Annotated in this window: 19 protein-coding genes and 2 tRNA genes; 11 read left to right on the forward strand and 10 right to left on the reverse strand. The window is 68.0% G+C overall.

Annotated features, from left to right (window positions below; all coding sequences use genetic code 11):
• Positions 1-2: 2 nt before the first annotated feature.
• Genes BN1959_RS08125 through BN1959_RS08145 form a run of 5 tightly spaced genes read left to right on the forward strand, consistent with a single transcriptional unit; the run spans position 3 to position 4824 of the window.
• A complete protein-coding gene (locus tag BN1959_RS08125) occupies positions 3-1463 on the forward strand; it encodes an ABC transporter permease (protein WP_053948179.1) in 1461 nt (486 codons plus the stop codon).
• Positions 1460-2554 carry an ABC transporter ATP-binding protein gene (locus tag BN1959_RS08130; RefSeq protein ID WP_053948180.1) on the forward strand — a complete coding sequence of 365 codons (1095 nt, stop codon included), beginning with the start codon at positions 1460-1462 and terminating at the stop codon, positions 2552-2554. The genes BN1959_RS08125 and BN1959_RS08130 overlap by 4 nt, the downstream gene beginning before the upstream one ends.
• Positions 2547-3884 (forward strand): ABC transporter ATP-binding protein, encoded by a 1338-nt coding sequence (locus BN1959_RS08135; RefSeq protein WP_053948181.1) that lies wholly within the window; start codon positions 2547-2549, stop codon positions 3882-3884. The genes BN1959_RS08130 and BN1959_RS08135 overlap by 8 nt, the downstream gene beginning before the upstream one ends.
• Positions 3884-4285, forward strand: coding sequence for a DUF7555 family protein (locus tag BN1959_RS08140; protein WP_053948182.1), 402 nt, complete (start codon positions 3884-3886; stop codon positions 4283-4285). Before BN1959_RS08135 ends, BN1959_RS08140 begins: the two co-directional genes overlap by 1 nt.
• A 44-nt stretch (positions 4286-4329) precedes the next feature.
• The gene (locus BN1959_RS08145; RefSeq protein ID WP_053948183.1) at positions 4330-4824 is read left to right on the forward strand and encodes a DUF7529 family protein; all 495 of its coding nucleotides are present in this window, start codon (positions 4330-4332) and stop codon (positions 4822-4824) included.
• Positions 4825-4860: 36 nt separating this feature from the next.
• Here the strand turns inward: BN1959_RS08145 and BN1959_RS08150 are convergent, their stop codons facing one another.
• The 5 genes from BN1959_RS08150 to BN1959_RS08170 all read right to left on the reverse strand — a co-directional run bounded on the left by BN1959_RS08150 (position 4861) and on the right by BN1959_RS08170 (position 8179).
• On the reverse strand, positions 4861-5316 hold the full coding sequence (locus BN1959_RS08150; protein ID WP_053948184.1) for a hypothetical protein: 456 nt from the start codon (positions 5314-5316) through the stop codon (positions 4861-4863).
• Positions 5317-5420: 104 nt separating this feature from the next.
• Positions 5421-5693 (reverse strand): hypothetical protein, encoded by a 273-nt coding sequence (locus BN1959_RS08155; RefSeq protein WP_053948185.1) that lies wholly within the window; start codon positions 5691-5693, stop codon positions 5421-5423.
• A 179-nt stretch (positions 5694-5872) separates the two neighbouring features.
• A tRNA-Gly gene (locus tag BN1959_RS08160) sits at positions 5873-5943 on the reverse strand.
• Positions 5944-6100: 157 nt separating this feature from the next.
• Entirely contained in the window at positions 6101-7126 is a 1026-nt protein-coding gene (locus BN1959_RS08165; protein WP_053948186.1) for an NAD(P)/FAD-dependent oxidoreductase, read from the reverse strand.
• Between the two features lie 78 nt (positions 7127-7204).
• Complete coding sequence (locus BN1959_RS08170; RefSeq protein ID WP_053948187.1) at positions 7205-8179, reverse strand: MBL fold metallo-hydrolase; 975 nt, start codon at positions 8177-8179, stop codon at positions 7205-7207.
• Between the two features lie 113 nt (positions 8180-8292).
• Here BN1959_RS08170 and BN1959_RS08175 point away from each other — a divergent pair, with 113 nt between their 5' ends.
• The gene (locus BN1959_RS08175) at positions 8293-9399 is read left to right on the forward strand and encodes a DnaJ domain-containing protein (RefSeq protein ID WP_053948188.1); all 1107 of its coding nucleotides are present in this window, start codon (positions 8293-8295) and stop codon (positions 9397-9399) included.
• 6 nt (positions 9400-9405) lie between these two features.
• On the opposite strand, the gene BN1959_RS08180 is transcribed toward BN1959_RS08175, so the two are convergent.
• Positions 9406-10038, reverse strand: a complete 633-nt coding sequence (locus BN1959_RS08180) for a uracil-DNA glycosylase family protein (RefSeq protein WP_053948189.1) — start codon at positions 10036-10038, stop codon at positions 9406-9408.
• Positions 10039-10138: 100 nt separating this feature from the next.
• Between BN1959_RS08180 and BN1959_RS08185 the strand changes: the two genes are divergently transcribed.
• On the forward strand, positions 10139-10642 hold the full coding sequence (locus BN1959_RS08185; RefSeq protein WP_053948190.1) for a DUF5797 family protein: 504 nt from the start codon (positions 10139-10141) through the stop codon (positions 10640-10642).
• Positions 10643-10669: 27 nt separating this feature from the next.
• On the opposite strand, the gene BN1959_RS08190 is transcribed toward BN1959_RS08185, so the two are convergent.
• A complete protein-coding gene (locus tag BN1959_RS08190; protein ID WP_053948191.1) occupies positions 10670-12034 on the reverse strand; it encodes an MFS transporter in 1365 nt (454 codons plus the stop codon).
• 273 nt (positions 12035-12307) lie between these two features.
• On the opposite strand from BN1959_RS08190, the gene BN1959_RS08195 reads away from it, so the two are divergent.
• Positions 12308-13930 carry a BCCT family transporter gene (locus BN1959_RS08195; protein WP_053948192.1) on the forward strand — a complete coding sequence of 541 codons (1623 nt, stop codon included), beginning with the start codon at positions 12308-12310 and terminating at the stop codon, positions 13928-13930.
• A 5-nt stretch (positions 13931-13935) separates the two neighbouring features.
• Here BN1959_RS08195 and BN1959_RS08200 read toward each other — a convergent pair whose 3' ends face one another.
• Entirely contained in the window at positions 13936-14736 is an 801-nt protein-coding gene (locus tag BN1959_RS08200) for an HD domain-containing protein (protein ID WP_053948193.1), read from the reverse strand.
• A 119-nt stretch (positions 14737-14855) separates the two neighbouring features.
• Positions 14856-15356 carry a redoxin domain-containing protein gene (locus BN1959_RS08205; protein WP_053948194.1) on the reverse strand — a complete coding sequence of 167 codons (501 nt, stop codon included), beginning with the start codon at positions 15354-15356 and terminating at the stop codon, positions 14856-14858.
• Between the two features lie 87 nt (positions 15357-15443).
• Here BN1959_RS08205 and BN1959_RS08210 point away from each other — a divergent pair, with 87 nt between their 5' ends.
• Positions 15444-15722 (forward strand): Sec-independent protein translocase subunit TatA/TatB, encoded by a 279-nt coding sequence (locus BN1959_RS08210; protein ID WP_053948195.1) that lies wholly within the window; start codon positions 15444-15446, stop codon positions 15720-15722.
• Between the two features lie 45 nt (positions 15723-15767).
• Positions 15768-15840, forward strand: a tRNA-Arg gene (locus BN1959_RS08215).
• Positions 15841-16065: 225 nt separating this feature from the next.
• Here the strand turns inward: BN1959_RS08215 and BN1959_RS08220 are convergent.
• A complete protein-coding gene (locus BN1959_RS08220) occupies positions 16066-16740 on the reverse strand; it encodes a metallophosphoesterase family protein (RefSeq protein ID WP_053948196.1) in 675 nt (224 codons plus the stop codon).
• A 140-nt stretch (positions 16741-16880) separates the two neighbouring features.
• On the opposite strand from BN1959_RS08220, the gene BN1959_RS08225 reads away from it, so the two are divergent.
• Positions 16881-19421 carry a heavy metal translocating P-type ATPase gene (locus BN1959_RS08225; protein WP_053948197.1) on the forward strand — a complete coding sequence of 847 codons (2541 nt, stop codon included), beginning with the start codon at positions 16881-16883 and terminating at the stop codon, positions 19419-19421.
• Positions 19422-19942 lie beyond the last annotated feature (521 nt).

Here is a 19942-nt window from a genome sequence, read left to right on the forward strand (position 1 = left end):
CCATGTCTACTGACCAACCGAGAACGGCGACGACGTACCGGGACCGAATACGCGACCGACCCGTCCCGCTCGTTCGGTGGCTGGCGGGGGCGTTCGTGCTCCTGCTCGCGGAGCTGGGGGCCGTGCTCTCCGTCGTGCTGGGGACGCTCGACGGGCTGTTGACGTTCGTCCTCGGGAGCAGTCCGCTGGCGGGGGCGGTCGCCGCCTCCCGATCGCTTCCGACACTGCTCTCCCGCGAGCTCGTGCCGAACCGCGGCTACTTCACCGGCGAGGAGTGGATGGGGACGTTCCTCGGGCTGGAGCCGAAGTACGCCTGGCTGCTCCGGATCGCGCTGATCGGCGTCTACGGCGCGCTCTGGTGTGGCTGGCTGTGGTTCGGCTACATCACGTTCCGCCGCCACTACCGCGTCGCCAACTGGACCCCGACGGACGACATCGTCGACCGGCTCAGGGGCCACCAGTGGGGGAAGTTCGGGATGTTCATCGTGGCGCTGTTCCTCATGCTGGCGCTGTTCGCGCCCGCCGTGAGCCCGACGACGATGGAGCAGAACATCCAGGACCCGTACTCCCACGAAATCCAGTACTTCTCCGAGCAGACCGGCGAGGTCGAGACAATCACGGCTGGCGCCGCGAACCGACAGTCGACGTCGGTCGGCTCGGCGTCGCGCAACGTCGGCCCGTGGCAGTACGACAGCTTCGATCGGTTCCACCCGTTCGGGACGTTGCCGTCCGGCAAGGACTTGTTCACCTTCCTCGCGTACGGGGCGCGGATCTCGCTGTTCATCGGCCTGAGTTCGATGCTCGGAGCGGGCGTGCTCGCGATGGCGTTCGCGATGATCTCGTCGTTCTACAAGGGTGCGGTCGACCTGGCGTTGGTGGTGACCAGCGACTCGATCCAGGCGCTCCCGGTGTTGATGATCCTGATCCTGGCTGCGGTCGTGTTCGCGAACACCTGGATCGCGACGGTGTACAACGGGGCCCTGCTGTTTATCGCACTGTTCACCATGATCTACTGGCCGTACCTCTGGCGGGCGGTCCGTGGCCCGTCGTTCCAGGTTGCCGAGGAGGAGTGGATCGACGCCGCGAAGAACTACGGCCAACACCCCGCACAGATCATGCGGAAACACATGGCCCCCTACATCGTCGGCTACATGCTGATCTACGCCTCGCTCACGCTCGGTGGCGTGATCATCTCCGTGGCCGGCCTCTCGTTCCTCGGGCTGGGGATCACGCCGCCGACGCCGGAGTGGGGGCGGGCGATCAGCGTCGGGCAGCCGTACGTCGCCTCCGCGTCCTGGCACATCTCGCTGATCCCGGGGTTCCTGATCACGCTGGTCGTGACCGCGTTCAACGCGATGGGTGACGGGATCCGCGACGCTATCGACCCACAGAGCGAGGGCGGTGGCGGGGACGTCTCGGACGAGGACGCGACTGCGGCCGCCGCCGGCGGGGGTGGCGCATGAGCCACACACCGGAGAGTCGGGCGACGCCCGAGACGGCCGAAGCGCCGATGCTCGCCGTCGACGACCTGCAGACGGTGTTCCACACCGACAAGGAGACCGTCCGGGCCGTCGAGGGGATCAGCTTCGACGTACAGGAGGGCGAGACCGTCGGCATCGTCGGCGAGTCCGGCTCGGGCAAGAGCGTGACCGCTCGGTCGATCATGGGGCTGGTCGACGCCCCCGGACAGCTCGCGGCCGGCTCGTCGATCGAGTTCCGTGGCCGCGAACTGACCGGGCTGACCGAGGACGAGTACCGCGAGGTGCGAGGGAGCGGGATCGCGATGGTGTTCCAGGACCCGCTCACCAGCCTGAACCCGGTGTACACCGTCGGGAACCAGATCAAGGAGACGCTCAGAGTCCACCAGGACCTCCGGGGCGACGAGGCCGACGAGGCGGCGATCGAGCTGCTCGAGTCGGTGAGCATCCCCGACGCACGGCGGCGGCTCGACGAGTACCCACACCAGTTCTCGGGTGGGATGCGCCAGCGTGCGGTGATCGCGATGGCGCTTGCGTGTGATCCGGATCTGCTGATCTGTGACGAGCCGACGACCGCGCTCGACGTGACGATCCAGGCGCAGATCCTCGAACTGCTCCAGGAACTGCAGGAGGAGCGCGACCTCAGCATCGTGTTCATCACCCACGACATGGGGGTGATCGCGGAGGTCAGCGACCGCGTGAACGTGATGTACGCCGGCGAGATCGTCGAGTCAGGCCCCGTGGGGGATATCTTCGAGAACCCCGCACACCCCTACACCGACGGGCTGCTCGAGAGCATCCCCGGCCGGTACCCCGACGAGACGTACCTCAGGACGATCGAGGGGGAGGTGCCGACGCCGACGTCGCAGCCGACGGACTGTCGGTTCGCGCCGCGGTGTCCGAAGAAGTTCGACGCCTGCGAGGAGATCCACCCCGCCCCAGTGGCCGTCGAGTCCGGGGCGGCAGACCACAGGGCGGCCTGTCTGCTCTACCCCGAGGATCGGGGTCGGGAGGCGGCCGTCGACGAGCATCGACAACTGCGGGAGGGAAAGGAGACGGAGGTCGAAGATGAGTAACGAGAACGCGACAGTCGAGCGGGAGCAACGGTCCACGACTACCGACGACGACGTGCTGGTCAGCGTCCGCGACCTGAAGAAACACTACGGCGCGGACAGCCTCCTCTCGGACAACCCCGTCAAAGCCGTCGACGGCGTGAGCTTCGACATCCACCGGGGCGAGACGCTGGGGCTCGTCGGTGAGTCGGGCTGTGGCAAGACGACGCTCGGCCGGACGCTCGTCCGGCTGGAGACGGCGACCAGCGGCGACGTCCAGTTCGAGGACACCGACATCACGACGCTGTCGGGGAGCGATCTCAAACAGTGGCGGCGGAACGCCCAGATGGTGTTCCAGGACCCCGACTCCAGCCTCAACGAGCGGATGACCGTCGGGGAGCTGATCCGTGACCCGCTGGACGTCCACGACTGGAAGACGAAAGCCGAGCGGGACGAGCGGGTGCGGGAGCTGCTGGAGAAAGTCGGGCTCTCGGAGAAACACTACTTCCGCTACCCCCACCAGTTCTCGGGCGGGCAGCGCCAGCGCATCGGGATCGCCCGCGCGCTCGCGCTCGAACCGGAGTTCCTCGTGCTCGACGAGCCGGTGTCGGCGCTCGACGTGAGCGTGCAGGCCAAGATCCTGAACCTCCTTCGGGACCTGCAGGACGACCTCGGCCTGACGTACCTGCTCATCGCCCACGACCTCTCGGTTGTGCGCCACCTCGCCGACCGCGTCGCGGTGATGTATCTCGGCCACATCATGGAGCTCGGCGAGACCGAACGGCTGTTCGAGAACCCCGCGAACCCATACACCCACTCGCTGCTGTCGGCGATCCCCGAGCCGGACCCGTACGCCGAGTCCGACCGCATCACGCTGCGGGGCGCGCCGCCGAGCCCCCGGAACCCGCCGGAGGGCTGCCCGTTCTCGACGCGGTGTCCGATGAAGATCCGGCCGGAGGCGTACCAATCGGTCGACGACGACGCCTGGCGGGCGATCCAAGAGCTGCGGGAGATCCTCCGGGAACGGGTGCGTACCGACCGCTCGATCACAGTGATCGCCCGAGAGCTGCTCGGGCTAGAGACCCGGATCTCCGACATCGACGAGATCACCGAGGAGGTGTTCGGCGACGTGGAGCTCCCGCCGGAGCTGGCTACCCACGTCGACCGCGTCGTCGAGGACGTGAGCGACGGCAACCCCGAGGACGCCCGCCAGTACCTGAAAGGCGAGGTCGGCGGACCGTGCGACAGGGACGCTCCCGACTACTACACCGTCGACGACGAGGAGCGGACCAGCTACTGCCACCGCCACGCCCCCGAGTACGAATCGCCGGCGGCCACGCTCGACTCGGAGTGATGGGCTTCGATCGGTCGTCCGCGGTCGCGGTGTTCGTCGCCAAGACGATCGACGGCGTCGTCTACGCCGGGATCACCGCGGGAATCGCGTGTCTCGCCGGGCTGGCAATCGGCGCGCTGCTGGGGGAGCCGTGGATCCTCCTCAAGTACCTGCTGTTCGTCGGCGGGTTCCTGCAGCTCGGTGTCGGCGTCGCACAGCTCTGGCCGACCGACCCCTCTGATCTCGAAGGGCCGACGCCGGAGCAGAGCTCCCGGACGCAGGCGGTCGTCGACCGGCTCTCGCCGCTCGAGCGCCTCGGCCTCCCGGTGGGTCGGCGGTTCGACCTGGGCGCGAAGCGGTTTCTCTCCGGGCTGGCCATCCTGTTCGTCTCGTTCGCGCTGGAGGCAGTGTTCGGCGTCTGACCGATCGCCGGGAGGTATTTACGTCGCATCTCCATAAGGCGCCCATGCCCGACCCGACGGAGGACTCACCGCCGAGCGTCGACGCGAGAAAGGACGCGTGGCGCCGGACGCTACAGGAGATGGAGTCGATCGCGGCAGAGCTCGACGAGGAGGGGTGGGAGACGGTCGCGATCCCCGTCGGCCACGCCGCGCCCGAGCCGCCCGAGGCCGGCGAGGAGGGGCGGTTCGGCTTCGTTCACGTGATCCCGGGTAACTACGAGTCGGCGTTCCGGGAGGCGTTCGACGCCGGCGGGTTCGAGCGCTACGACGTGTTCCGCCAAGAGATCGGCGGGAAGGTGTTCTTCCTGCTCCAGCTGCTCGATCCGCCCTCGGGGACCGCGATCCTGCTGGCCGCACAGTACGACACACAGCACAGCGGGCCGCTGGAGTCGGCGGTCGAGGAGGAGGGCGTGGTGTACACGCACGTCCAGAAGCTCGACACGACCCACCTCGGCTCGTTCCGGCACGACGAGCCGGGGAAGTTCTTCCCCGAGGACTGAGCCGGCGCTACTGGCAGCCGAGCCGGCGGCGACGCGTCACCGCTGCCACTCGGGATCCGCCGCGGACCGGTCGTACAGCTCCATGTAGTCCGCTTCCGCTCGCTCCAGTTCCTCCCTGAGCCACTCGTTCTCCTCGACGAGGCGGTCGATCGTGCTCTCACTGTCGACAGCGTCGTCGGCGCCGAGTTCGAGCGAGAACTCGGTCACGTCGCGGCTGAAGTGTTCGTCCATCGCCTCGAGGACGGTCCCGGCGATCTTCTGGTCGGATGCGCCCTGCGCTTCGAGGTCGAGAATCTGCTTCCGGAACCGCGCCATCAGTTCGCTCGTCCCTCGCAGGAACTGCTTCTGTTCGCCGTCCTCTAGATCCTGTGCCAAGGACTCGGCGACGAGGCAGATCTGTTCGACGAGGCGCTTCGCTTCGTCGATGTTCGCGTGGTTGAGCCGGTAGATGAGGACCTCGGTGTCCTGGACGAAGCGGTTCTTCCGCTCCATTGGGTGGGCCGTGAGACGGCTGCGAGTTAGTTCTTCGGCCAGCGGATCTGTTCCACGGGGAGCGTCGACGCGGCTCCGAAGCGGACCGAACGACGCCGACTCGCTTACTCGGCGTCGAGTTCGGCGGCGATGGCCTCCAGTTCGGCTTTTCGGAAGCCACTGCCCTGGTCGCGGCGCTCGTCGACGCCGTCGACTGCCTCGCTGATCGCTTGCCGCATCACGTTCTTCCCGGGGATGTTCGCGGTCGCCACGTCGGCATCCAGCGACTCACAGATGGCAGCCAAGGCTTCCTTCGTGAATCCGGAGGAGACCAGTCGTTCGTGTCGGCCGACAGCGACCCGGATCTCGTTGCGGAGCTCGTCGACGGTCTTGGTCATGGGAGGTGGGTTTCGGGCGAAGGAACGTGTAGCTCTCGGTTCTGCGGCGACTTCCGACAGAAATGCACCGACCGGGATTTGAACCGTTGTGAGACGTTCCTGCTCGCTTCGCTGCGCGGGCTGCGACTCACAGGGTTCAGAATCCCCTGTGCATTTCGTCTCACTCCGTTCGACAGAGATGCACCGACCGGGATTTGAACCCGGGCCATGAGCTTGGAAGGCTCAGGTCCTGCCACTAGACCATCGGTGCGCAGTCGGAGTAACCACACGCAGAAATAAGGGCGTTCCCCTTCGGCCCGATTCTTCAAGTACGATGCCGGGACCACGCTGCCCGTGCGCTGACCATCGCCACCGACGGGGTCGAGAGCGCGGTGTGTCCGTCGGCGCCGCCCAGCACCGCCTGTTCGCTAGTCGTCGGCAGCCGCCGGCTCGACCTCGTCGCGGCGTCGGGCAGCCTCGCGGAGCTCGTCGGAGATCGCCGGCGTCGACGCCGGATCGACCTGCTCGCCGTCGAGCTCGTCGAGCGACTTAGGGAACTCCCGGAGGTCGTAGTGCAGCGCGATGCCCGCCTTCGCGCCCTCGCCCATCGCGACCGGGATCTGGTTGTGGCCGGGCGTGAGATCGCCCACCGCGGACACGCCGTCGACGGACGTGCGGCCGTGGTCGTCGACCGCGACGTTGCCGTCGTCGGCGCGCTCCAGCCCCAGCGCGTCCGCGAGATCGGCGTTGTAGTCCGAGCCGTACATCGGGAAGCCGCCGCGGTACTCCCGGACGGTGCCGTCCTCGAACTCGAACGACTCCAGCCAGCCGTCCTCGCCGGTGTTCATCCCCGCGATTTCGGTCTCGATCACGTCGACCGGGTGGGCCCGGAGCTGTCGGTCGGTCTCCTCGCTCCACGCCGGCTCCTCGCCGCGGAGCAGCAGGTCCACCTCGTCGGTGAAGTTGAGCATGATCATCGCGACGTGGGCCGCGCTCTCGCCGGTGCCCATCACGTACACCGACTCGTCGACGAACATGTAGGCGTCACAGTGCAGACAGTAGTGGAGCCCCCGCCCCGTCCGGGGCAGCGGCGGGTCCGGGCGCTCGTCGGCGAACCCCGTCGCGAGCACCACGCGCTCGGCGGTGTACGTCTCCTCACCGACGGCGAGTTCGAAGCTCCCCGCCGAGCCGTCGATGTCGGAGACCATCCCCCGAACGGTGTCGGCGCCGTAGGACTCGATCTGTGCTTTCGCGGTCTGCAGCAGTTCGTTCCCGGAGGTCTCCTCGGTGATCCCGATGACGTTGTGCGTGTCCTGCATCATCGCCGCGCGCCCGCCGCCGCGGTCGATCAACACCGTGTCGTGGCCGAGTCGGGTCGTGTAGAGTGCGGTCGTCAGCCCTGCCGGGCCGCCGCCGACGACGGCGACCTGATAGTCGGAGTCGGCTTCGCTCATACACGTACTCCGCGGCTCGCAGGGAAAAGGGCACCACTCGTGTGCGCGGCCGGCGGGAAGCCGCCCCGCAAGGGATCGCTACGGTTCGGGGAACAGCTCCTCGACGTCCGGCTCCTCGACGACGAGGCGGTAGTCGGTCGCCTCCCGCTCGACGATCCCGTGCCGTTCGAGGTGATCCAGATGCGCGAACGCCTCGCCCGGCCCGTGGAGGATGTGGATCATCTTCAACTCGCCGAACAAGTGGTGGCTCACGGTCCAGGCGTCACACGCGCCGTGGCGCTCGAGCACGTCAACCACGTTTTCCGTCCGCTCGCGGTGGTGGCCGAGGATCTCCCGGGCGCGGCCTGCCGGCTCCTCGATCGGGTCGCGGTGGCCGGGCAGCGCGCGGTCCCAGTCCCGCTCGATCACCTCGACGAGGCTGTCGACGTACTTCGCCAGCGGCGACGCCACTCGCACGTCGGCGCCGCCGACGTTCGGCGTGTACTTCGGGAGGATGACGTCCCCGACGAACGCCTGCCGCTCCCCGTCCGCCTCGAACGCGAAGGCGGTGAGCCCGGCGGAGTGGCCCGGGAGGTGGACCGCCTCGAACTCGGTCCCGTTCACGTCGAAGCGGTCGCCGCCCGTGAACGGCGTCACCGCCACGTCCTCGCCGGCGAGCTCGGCGTGGCCTTCGAGGAAGGAGACCAGTTCCTCGCGCGGGCCGTCCGGGATCTGCCACGCCTCGAACGTCTCCTGCTGGAGCGCTCGATCCTCCATCAGGGACGGCTCCTCACCCGAGACCAGCCCGGCATCGGCCTCGTGGACGTGGACGGTGGCCCCCCCGGCGTTCTGGATCATCCCCGCCAGTCCGGCGTGGTCGTAGTGCCAGTGGGTGAGGAACACGCGGTCGACGTCCGCGGGCGTGACGCCGAACGACGCCAGCCCGTCCACGAACTCCTCACGCGTCGGCTCGGTGGCGACCCCGGCGTCGACGAGCACGGTCTCCTCGCCCTGCAGGAGGTAGACGTTGTTCTCCCCTTCGAAGACGGTGTTCCCCAGACGGATCCGTTCCATAGCGGAACTGTTCAGCGGTCACCCAAGAGGGTTCCCACTTCGCGCGGCGGGGTGCGCGACCGCGGCGAACGGAGGGCGGTAGATTCAAACACGGACTGGGCGTATCGGGAGCCATGCCGGCGGACCTCTACGACGTTCTCGGTGTCCCCGCCGACGCCGCCGCCGAGGAACTGAAGCGCGCGTACCGGGAGCGTGTCCGAAAGTATCACCCGGACGTGAACGACCACCCAGAAGGCGAGGCGCAGTTCAAGCTCGTCAAGACCGCCCACGACGTGCTCTCGGACCCGGCCGAGCGCAAGACGTACGACCGGCTTGGCCACCACGAGTACGTCGAGCAACACCTCGACGGCCTCCCGCCGGTGTCGGTGTTCCCGGAGGAGGACCTGCCGGACGGCACAACTACCGACGACGGGTCGACGGATAGCGGTCCAAGCACCTCCGAACCGATGGATAGGGCGGCGAAATCGTCGACGAACAGCCCCGCGGATACGTCGACCGACGCCGCCACGAGCGATCGATCCGGCGGCTCCACCGCCTCGACTGGGTCGAGCAGTGACTACGGCAGTACGGGAAGCAGCACGTCGACGACCGACAGTCGTTCGTCGACCACTGGGACGACAACCGGAGGGAAGTCCTCGACTGATCGCAGCGACGAGGCCGCCGGCACGGACCGGGACAGCTGGGACGCCGCCGCCAGTTCGACGCAGACGGCGACAGCCGACTCGTCGGTGCCGGAGGGCGTCCGTCGCCGGCGCGGGCTGAAGCGGTGGTACGGCGTCGTCGTGCTCTCGCTCCTCCTCTATGCGGGCGGCCTCGGCGCGTACGCGCTCCCGCGACGGGCCGCGATGCGCTCGTTCGTCGGCGACGTGGCGGCATCGCCGATCCCGACGCTGCTCGGCACGTTCCCGCTGGACTCGCCCACCGAGTACGTCCTCGCGGCGGCCCGGACGGCGACTGCCGGCACGCCGACGCTGGGGCTGGTGCTGCTCGCCGGGACGGTGCTGCTCCCGCTTGTCGTGCTGACGACCGTCGGGCGGTTCGGGCGCGGCGCCGCGTGGGTGTACGCGCTCCCCTCGATCGCGCCGGCGCTCTGTCTCGCGGTCTGGCCGGTCGTCGCGGTCCCGACGTGGGGCGCGCTGCTGGGCCTGATCGTGCTACCCCTTCTCAGCGGCGGCGGGTTCCTCGTCGACGTGGGGCGGTACCTGCTCGCGACGCGGTGAGCCGCGCTATCGAACGTGGTAGCTCTCCCCGCCGGGGAGGAACCGCCCGAGGTCGGTCTCCCGACGGAAATCAGTCGACTGGAGCTCCAGCAGCGACTCGACGAGCCGTTCGGCCTCGTCTCCCGCCCAATCGCTCGGATCCTGAATCGGGAGTACGAGCCAGCCGCTGCCCAGAATCTCCTGCCCGTGGAGGCGGTCCATCTCGATCTCGGTCCGGTGGGCCCGGGCGGTGAACGTTTCGACGACGTGGCGGGTCGCGCGTTCGCCGACCGGCAACAGGACGTGGGCGGCGATCGCGCGGAGTTCGGCGTCGAAGTACCGCTCCATCTCCGTGTACTCGGCGTCGCTCGGGGTATCGTCGGCCGGAACGCACATGTGGAGGTACGAGAGGAACGTTCGATCGACCGCGGGTTCGTCGCCGACGGTGTGGAGCAGCCCCGCCTCGCGGAGGGCGTCCTGGAGGCGTTCGGCCGCCGGCGTGCCCGTGAACGGGACGCCGGTATCGGCGCCGCCGTGGACGCCGGGATGGTCGCCGACGACGTGGAAGTCGGCGTTGGCGTCGCCGTAGCCGGGGACGAAGCGGTCACAGGGCGGCTCCATCCCGAAGGGGTTTGAGACCCGGTCGGTGACGTTTCGCACGCCCGTCCGTAGTGGGCTGGCGGGCTTAGCTGGCGTGGTTCCGGCCGGCGCCCCGCCGGGACCGGAATAGCCATACGCCCCCGCGCCCCAGCCACGGCCGATGAGTCTGAGCGACGAGGCCAGAGAGCGCCTCGCCGACATCGTGACCCTCCAGCCGACCAAGAACAAGGAGCTACAGGACCGCTGGGGGATGGAGTCGGGGAGCGAGGTCCACCAGTATCTCGAATCGGAGCTGAGCGACTACTACTACCGCGACGACGACAGCCTGATCCGGGCGACTGCCGAGGGCGTCGATCTCGTTGACGTTGAGCCCAGCGTCCCCCCGGAGGAGGAGGGCGGGATCCCCGACCGCATCAGGGTTCCCGAACTCCACGTGCAGGTGCTCGACGTGCTCGCGGGCCCCGAGGAGCGCTCCGAGAGCGTCGTGAGCGTGCTCGGGAAGCTCCGGGAGGAGTTCGGCATCGACCCCGACGTCGAGGCCGTGCGGGACGCGCTGGGCAGCCTCCGGCGGAAGAACGTCGTCGAGGTGGAGTACCGGACGGTGCCGACGTTCCGGCTCGCTGCCGAGCGCTCGTCGTTCGACGTCGAGACGATCGAGAGCTGATCCGTCCGGGGGCGGTCGACCGAGCGACTAATCGGCGACCGCGGGCTCCGACTCCCCGGACATCGTGTGGGTGAGCCAGAACACGCCCGTCGCGAACACGACGAACGCCGACGCGGTGAGGAACGCCTGCACGGTGCCGACGAAGTCCTTGATCAGCCCGACGCCGAGCGGGCCGGCGGTCTGCCCGATCTTCCAGGAGATCGACCGCAGCGACATCGCGCTCGCGACCGAGTCGTACTTCTCGCCCTCCTCGACGAACAGCGCCATGCTCGCCGGCAGCCGGATCGAGTCGCCGATCCCCAGTATCGCGTAGGCCAGAAACAGCACGAGGAATCCGCCACCGAGCTCCTGTCCGTGGCCGAAGTAGCCGAGGTAGAACCGTCCCATCGTCTCCTCGGCGGGCAGCGACAGGGGGATCAGCGCGATCCCGAAGCCGTACACCAGCGCGCCGGCGGCGACGAACTTCGCGCGGTCGCCGATCTGGTCGGTGAGGTCGCCGACGTACCCTTGGAGGAGCGACTTGGTGAGCTTCCCGCCGGCGAGGATCCAGCCGATCGCGAACGCGTCGATCCCGAACTCCGTGCGTGCGAGGATGGGGAGGAAGATGATCACCGCCATCTTCCCCACCGAGAACGAGAGCCGGAACAGCACCAGCGAGCGTAGCATCGGCAGCTTCAGCAGCTTCTTGATCGTGCCGATCCCCGATTGGGCCTCGGGATCGTCGACGCCCCCGCCGGGGTTGTCGCGGAGTTCGAAGTAGACGAGGACGAACGCGACCATCGTGACTGCCGCGAGCACGATGAACACCACCCGCGACTGGAGCGGATCGTACATCGAGAGCAGCAGGCCGCCGACTAGATCGCCCGCAAGCGAGGAGAACGCCGCGACCTGATTGTACGAGCCGAGCCAGCGGCCGCTCTCGTCGTCCGGCGAGATCTGCCCGACGACGGTCGAGCCCGTGATCCAGAGGATGCTGGCGCCGATCCCCTGCAGCATCCGGACGAGGACGACCTGGATCGAGCCGTTGGTCGTCCAGAGCGCGCCGGCGCCGACGCTCTTGAGGAGGGCGACGATCTCCGCGTTGACCGGGTCGCCGATGAACATGTACCCCGCGAACACGAGGACGTTGATCAGGAGGCCGGCGAGCAGCCAGCGCTTGGCGTTCCCGGTGTCGATCTTCCGTCCCAACGGGAGAACGATCAGCAGCTGGACCGACGCGAACGCGGTCCCCCACAGCCCCTCGATGAACCCGGAGGTGCCGAACGCGTCGGCGTACAGCGCGAGCGCGATGATGATGGTCGAGTACGCCTGACTCCGGGCGAACGCGGTGCCGGCGAGCGAGAGGAACTCCCGGTTGCGGAGCAGCGCGACGGAGTTGCCGAAACGGGCCACTTTCGTCGGACCGAACACGACACCGACGCATAAAGGAATCCTTCGCCGCAGCCTTTTCCGGGAGGGACGGGCGGTCCGATAAACAGTCACGTCTCTGATTAGACTGTCCCGCTTCAACAGATACATCCCTCTCACTTCACTGGACATCGGCCGGATGCACGCAATCTGCGTGAGTTCGCACGGATCTGAGACGATAGCGTCGGCGAACGGTGTCGAACGACAGGCTGCGGTACTGACCCTCCTTCCGCACTCGTGAGTGTATCGTCGCAGCTCGTGGGCGCAGTCGAATCGTTCCGGGAGAAGTCGGACGTGGCCGTCTTCTCGCTGTCGGTGGCCGCGCTGGTGGGGATCATCGTCGCCGTCGTCGCGTTCTCCGACACCGCCGCCGCGACGCTGGCGACGGCGAACCAGTTCATCGTAGGGAACCTGGGGTGGCTCTACCTCTGGGTCGTGTTCCTCGCCTTCGTCTTCGTCGTCTACGTGATGATCGGCCCGTGGGGCCGGATCAAGCTGGGCGGCCCCGACACGGAGCCGGAGTTCACGTTCTGGCAGTACCTCGTCATGACGTTCACCGCGGGGCTCTCCTCCGGCGGACTGGAGTTCTGGGGCCCGGTCGAGCCGCTGATCCACTACGGGACGCGGCCGCCGTACTTCGACTCCTCGGCGGGGACGTGGGCGCGGATGGCCGACGCCCTGCAGTACGCCATCTACCACTACGGGCTGTCGGCGTGGGCCACCTACCTCGTGTTCGCGGTGGCGATCTCCTACTACGTCTACCGGAGGGGTGCGCCGTTCCGTCCGGCGGTGATTCTCGCGCCGTTCGTCGGCGTCGACAACCTCGACGGCCCGCTGGGGAAACTCGTCGACGCGTTGGCGGTCGTCGTCACCGTCAGCGGGATCACCGTCTCCTTCGGGCTGGGGATCAGCCAGTTCGCCTCCGGCCTCTCGTTCAAGTGGGGGGTCGGCCTCGGCCAGCTCGGCCGGATCGGGCTGATCCTCCTCGTGGGGGTGCTGTTCCTGCTGTCGGTGATCGCCGGCATCCAGAAGGGGATCAAGCGGTTCGCCGACCTCAACGTCGTCCTGCTGATCGGGCTGATGGCGGCGATGTTCGCGTTCGGGCAGGCGACGACACTGGTCAACCTCACCACGCAGGCGCTGACCGGTTACGCGACCGACTTCGTCGGGATGAGCCTCTTCTTCGCGCCGAACGGCGACGCGACGGGCTGGCTCGGCTCGTGGACGCTCTTTTTCTGGCCGTGGTGGCTCACGTTCGCGCCGATGATCGGGATCTTCATGGCCCGGATCTCCAAGGGTCGAACCCTGCGTGAGCTGGTGTTCGCCGGCCTGTTCGGCTCGTTCGCACTGACGGTGCCGTGGTACGCCGCCACCGGCGGCTCCGCGCTGCTGCTCCAGAGCTCCGGCGCCGCGGACCTGCTGGGTGTGTACGAGTCCTCGGGGTTGGAGGCCGTCGGATTCGCGCTGTTCGAGCAGCTACTCCCCTACCCCGCCGTGTTCTCGGCGGCGCTGCTGCTGCTGGTGGTGAGCTTCCTCATCACCACGCTCGACTCCTCGACACTGAGCATCGCGATGATGGCCGCGGGCGGCGAGGAGTCGCCGTCGACGATCAACCGGCTGGTCTGGGGGCTGATGATGGTGCTTCTCACCATCGCGCTCAGCCTCGCCGGCGGGATGCCCGTGCTCCAGTCGTTCACGATTCTCGTCGGGCTCCCGACCGCGATCCTGTGTGCGATCGCGATGCTGGGGATGCTGATCGAGTTCGAACGCGAGTTCCCGATCCTCACCGAGAGCGACAGCGAGGAGAGCGAACGGTCGACGCCGGCGGGACCGTCGGTTCAGCAACAGCGCCAGTCGGCGGGCACCACCTCTGACGACTGAGCCGCCTACAGCTCGATTCGCTCGACCAGATCGTCGTCACCTTTCGTGTTGACGGCGACGATGCGGACGTCGTCTTCGAGCATCGAGTCGTGGAGCTTGTCCTTGAGGAGGTTGTCCACCTGATAGACGCCGGCGGCGTTGATCATCTCGATCTCGACGAGCACGGCCTTCCCGTTGCCCGGCTGGAGGCTCACCTGCCGGATCGCCTGACTGGAGAGGGTGTTGATCCCCCGACCGCCCTCCTCGTAGGGGATGCGCGAGCGGCCACGCTCCATGTCGAGGGCGTCGGCGACGCGGATCACGCCTGCCTCCCGGGTCAGCGGGGTCTCCGCAGTGTGGTGACAGAGAATCGCGTGGAGCACCTCCGCCTTCACGCGCACCTTCTCCGGCGTCTCGTAGAACTGATCGAGGAAGCGGTCGAGCAGGTCCGCCGCCAGCGGGATCGAGTAGTAGGCGTGCTCGTCGCGGTGGACGACGTGGCCCACGTCGTGCAGCGTCGCCGCGAGCGCGACGATCACCGGCTCGTCGGCCTCGTCGAGCCCCTGCTCGCTGGCGCCGTTGAACTCGACGCCGCCGGCTTTCAGCAGGTCGTACAGCCGGAGCGCACGGTTCCGGACGATCTCGATGTGTTTGCTCCCGTGGTCGTTGTACCCCTTCCGCGTGACCGCGTTGACGTTCTGGGCTTCGAGGTAGGCGACGACTTCGGGGTCCTCGACCAGCGCGGGAAGCACCTCGTTGAGTCGGTCGTCGGGGAAGGCGTGCTCCTCCTGCGGGTCGTACTCGTGATCGGAGACTTCCATAGCCATACCCTTCGTCTCGCGGAGCCGACGGAAAAAGGTCGTCGGGTAGCTACTCGCCCGCCGCGGCTGCCAGCGTGCCGTCGGCGATCAGTCGTCCGCCGCAGCTGCCAGCGTGCCGTCGGCGATCAGTCGTCCGCGGCGTTCCGGACCGCCTCGTCGACGGCCTCGTAGTCGGGCTCGTTCCCGGGATCGTCGGCCAGCCAACGGTACGTGACCGCACCGTCGGCGTCGAGAACGAACACCGATCGGCGGGCGACGCCGTCGATGCCGAGGCGTTCGTACCGTGTCCGGACGCCGTAGTCCGCACAGATCGCGCCGTCGTTGTCGGCGACCAGCGGGAACGGTAGCGACTCCACCTCACGGAACTCCGCGAGCGCCCACGGGAGGTCGGTGCTGATTCCGAGCACCGTCGCCGACTCGCTGGCCAGCGGACCGAGCCGGTCCCGGAACGTACAGAACTCCTCGGTGCAGGTGCCGGAGAACGCGGCGGGGAAGAAGGCTAACACGGTCGGCGTTTCGCCGAGATACGCCTCAAGCGGGCGGGGCGTGGTGCCGTCGGCGTCGACAGTTGGCGCGGTGAACCCCGGTGCGTCGTCACCGACCGCCGGCGGTGTGGTGTCGTCCATAGTCGATCGTCTGCCGTCGTCGGGGAAAAGCGCTCCCCCCGATTTCCAAAAGGCCTATAGTCGGGAGTGGGGTACATCCGCATAGAGATGTTCCAGACTGCGCCGCTTCAAGTACCGATCCCCGGGGGCCCCGAGCTCGTCATCATCCTCCTCGTGCTCGTGCTCCTGTTCGGCGCGAACAAGATCCCGAAGCTGGCTCGGTCGACCGGGCAAGCGATGGGTGAGTTCCAGAAGGGCCGACAGGAGCTCAACGAGGAGCTCGAAGAGATGAAGGACGGACCGGACACGGACGACGACACCACCTCCTCGACGACCGACGACACCGAGGAGGAGACGGCGACCGAGACCGAGACGTCGAGCAACTGACGCCGAAGCGGGTTCTTTTGCCCCCCGGCCCGGTAGCGGCCAGTAGGGCGTGTGGCCTAGCGGACAAGGCGAGGGGTTCCTAACTCCTCGATCGTGGGTTCGAATCCCACCACGCCCGTTTTCCGGCGAACGAAGTGAGCCGTGAAAACGGCTCGGTGGGATTCCGAAACAGGGAGGTCGCGCGCAGCGAGCGAACGCGAGCGAGCACGTCCGACCGTGGTTCGAATCCCACCACGCCCGTTCACTCCTTGCAGTCGTTCACTGGCATGGTTTACTCTCACTCCCTCCCGATGGTCGCTTGCGAGAGTCCTACCACGCCCGTCCACCCTCCTCTGTACTGAAGCTAGCGCCCGTCCAGCAGTCGCTTCCACGTCTCGTCGGGCAGTCCGGCGGCCCGGACGCGTTCCCGAACCGCGTTGACGTCGTACTCCACCCGCCGGAGGTCGGCCGTCCGGTCGTCGGTGTCGACGATCGCGTAGGCGGCGCCCGGCTCCCCGTCACGGGGCTGTCCGACGCTGCCGGGGTTGACGACGAGCGTCTCGCCGACCATCTCTGCCCCCTGGACGTGGGTGTGGCCCATCGCCAGGAGCGCGGTGTCGACGGTGGAGCCGACATCCGAGAAATCCGCCGGGTAGACGTAGCGGTCGGTGTGTTCGGGGACCGGATGGCTGTGTGCGACGGTCGTCGAACACGCTTCCAGTCGCCGGCGCTCGGGGAGTTCGTCGAGCCAGGCGAGTTCGTCGTCCCCGAGCTCCTCGTAGGTGTGTTCGAGCCCCGGGCCGGCGGTAGGGTGCCCGCTGTATCGCTCGGGCGTGTTAGCCTCGCGGTCGTGGTTTCCGGCGACACAGACGTCGGCGTGGTCACGAACGAGCGAGAGGCAGGCCGCCGGGTCCGGACCGTACCCGACGATATCCCCGACGCAGACGAGTCGATCGAACGACTCGTCGGCGAGATCCGCGAGGACGGCTCGGAGGGCGGGCTCGTTCGCGTGGACGTCCGAGAGGAGTACGAGACGCATCGGGACCGAAGCTTCGTGCCTCCGAACTATGAAGCCGACGACTCGTTAATAACTCGGTCCGCAATATTTACCAAAGTAGCGCATACTGACCCGCCTATTTAGCAGCGGGATTATTAACCGACGAGCGACTACGGCTAGGTATGAGCGGCGACGAACCAGACGACCCGCGGGAACCACCCGACGAACCCAGCGACGGGGAGTCACTCCAGCTCACCGTCACGGAGATGGACTGCCCGTCCTGTGCCGGGAAAGTCGAGAGCAGCGTCCGCGAACTCGACGCCGTCGAGCGTGTCGACCCGCAGGTCACCACCGGCACGGTCACCGTGAACTACGACCCCGAGGGGACGAATCCCGCGGACGTGGCCGAGCGGATCGAACAGGCGGGCTACACGGTCGACTCCGGCGTCGGTGAGGCCACCGAGACGTTCACCGCCCCCGAGATGGACTGTGCCTCCTGCGCCGGCAAGGTGGAAAACGCGGTCGACGCCGTCGACGGCGTCACCGCCTACCAGACCCAGCCCACGACGGGGAAGGTCACAGTCACGTTCGACCGGGAGCAGACCTCCGCGGGGGCGGTCACGCGGGCGGTCGAGAACGCCGGCTACGAGGTGACGGAGTCGACGGCCGACGGCGACGACGGCGGCGTCGCCGAGACCGGGACTGTCTGGCGGAGCCGGCGGGCGATCAAGACGTGGATCAGCGGCGTCTTCACCGCGCTCGGCCTGCTGCTGGAGTTCGTGCTCACGGGGGCGAACGCCGAGCTCCTCGCCGCCGGGGGAGTGACGCTGGCGATCGCCGACGTCCTGTTCCTCGCCGCGGTCGTCGTCGGCGGGCAGGAGATCGTCCGCGGGGGCTACTACTCGCTGCGGAACCGCAACCTCGACATCGACCTGCTGATGAGCCTCGCGATCGGCGGCGCCGTCGCCGTCAGCCTCGGCTTCGGGGAGGCGCTGTACATGGAGGCCGCGACGCTGGCGTTCCTGTTCAGCGTCGCGGAGCTACTGGAACGCTACTCGATGGACAAGGCACGGAACTCGCTGCAGGAGCTGATGGATCTCTCGCCCGACGAGGCGACGGTGCGGCGCGACGGGGAGGAGACCACGGTCCCCGTCGACGAGGTCGCGGTCGGCGACGTGGTCGTCGTGAAGCCGGGGGAGAAGATCCCCCTCGACGGCGAGGTGATCGACGGCGAGAGCGCGGTCAATCAGGCGCCGATCACCGGCGAGAGCGTGCCCGTCGACAAGACGCCCGGCGACGAGGTGTACGCCGGGACGGTCAACGAACAGGGGTACCTCGAGCTACAGGTCACCTCCGCGGCCGGCGAGAACACGCTCTCCCGGATCATCGAGATGGTGGAGGACGCCCAGTCGAACAAGACCGAACGCGAGCAGTTCGTCGAACGGTTCGCGGGCTACTACACGCCGGTCGTGGTCGCCTTTGCGGTGCTGGTGACGCTGGCGTCGCCCTCGCTGCTCGGCGTCTCGACCACGCAGGCGATCGTCTACGGCCTGACGCTGCTGGTGCTCGCGTGTCCCTGCGCGTTCGTCATCTCCACGCCCGTCTCCGTGGTTTCGGGGATCACCAGCGGCGCGAAAAACGGCGTGCTGATCAAGGGGGGGAACCACCTCGAAGCGATGGGCGAGGTCGACGCCGTCGCCCTCGACAAGACGGGGACGCTCACCGTCGGCGAACTGCGCGTCACTGACGTCGTCCCGCTGGGGGACCACACCGAGGCGGACGTGCTTCGGTGTGCGAAGGGACTCGAATCGCGTTCGGAACACCCCATCGGCGAAGCGATCGTCGAACGCGCCGAGGCGCGGGATGTCGACGACCGCCGGGTCGACGAGTTCGAGAGCATCACCGGCAAGGGCGTCCGGGCGGAGCTCGACGGTCGGACCCACTACGCCGGGAAGCCGGGGCTGTTCGAGGAGCTCGGCTTCGACCTGAACCACGTCCACGCGGCGACCGACGGCGGGGCCGTCACGCAGAAGAGCCAGCAGCTGTGTGAGCGCAACGACTGCGTCGATCTGCTGGAGACGATCGTGCCGGACCTCCAGTCGGAGGGGAAGACGGTGGTCCTCGTCGGTACCGACGACGAGATCGAGGGCGTGATCGCCGTCGCCGACGACGTGCGTCCGGAGGCCGAGCAGGCGGTCGCCGCCCTCCACGATCACGGCGTCGAGCACGTCGCGATGCTGACGGGGGACAACGAACGGACCGCGCGTGCGATCGCCGAGAAGGTGGGCGTCGACGAGTACCGCGCGGAACTGCTCCCGGAGGACAAGGTCGACGCGGTGCAGGAGCTCGACGAGGCGTACGGCGGCGTCGCGATGGTCGGCGACGGGATCAACGACGCCCCCGCGCTCGCCACGGCGACCGTCGGCGTCGCGATGGGCGCGGCGGGCACCGACACCGCGATCGAGACCGCCGACATCGCGCTGATGGGCGACGACCTCTCGCGGCTGCCGTACCTCTACGAGCTCTCCCACGACGCCAACGGCGTGATCCGGCAGAACATCTGGACCAGTCTGGCGGTGAAGGCGGCGCTCGCGCTGGCGGTCCCGTTCGGGGTGGTACCGATCTGGGCGGCGGTACTGGTCGGCGACGCCGGGATGACGCTGGGCGTGACGGGGAACGCGATGCGGCTCTCCCGTATTCAGCCGGAGAATTTCGGGGAGTAAGACGTCGTTACTTGTTCGATTTTCCGGGCGTATCGGTTGGCGTGAGCGTATGTCTGCTCGGTAGCGACTGCAACTGGATCTCGATCATTGGCAACTGAGACCGCAACAGCAACGGCATCTCGATGCTTGACCACTTGCGACCGCAGTGCGCCGGACACAGAGTCCGGCGCAGCACCGAGTCCCCACCCCTCCCCCGCGGGCCGGCGACAACTGCCGGCCCGCGGCGTCCACCGCTACCGCACCGCGGCCGGGGTCGGCGCGAAGCAGGAGCGCCCCTTGTGGGCGCGACCAGCGCGAGGGACGAGTGAGGGCGAAGCCCGAACGAGTCGGTTGGGGAGGCGTGAGGGCTGTGCGGGGCGGTGCTGTCGCAAGTGGTCTACGATCGAGATGCTGTCGCTGTTCGGGGTGGGGCCGTACTGTCGCTGTTCGCGGTGGGGCCGTACTGTCGCTGTTCGCGGTGGGGCCGTACTGTCGCTGTTCGCGGTGGGGCCGTACTGTCGCTGTTCGCCCTAACTCCAAAC

The sequence above is a fragment of the Halolamina sediminis genome, assembly GCF_001282785.1.
Classification (GTDB): domain Archaea; phylum Halobacteriota; class Halobacteria; order Halobacteriales; family Haloferacaceae; genus Halolamina; species Halolamina sediminis.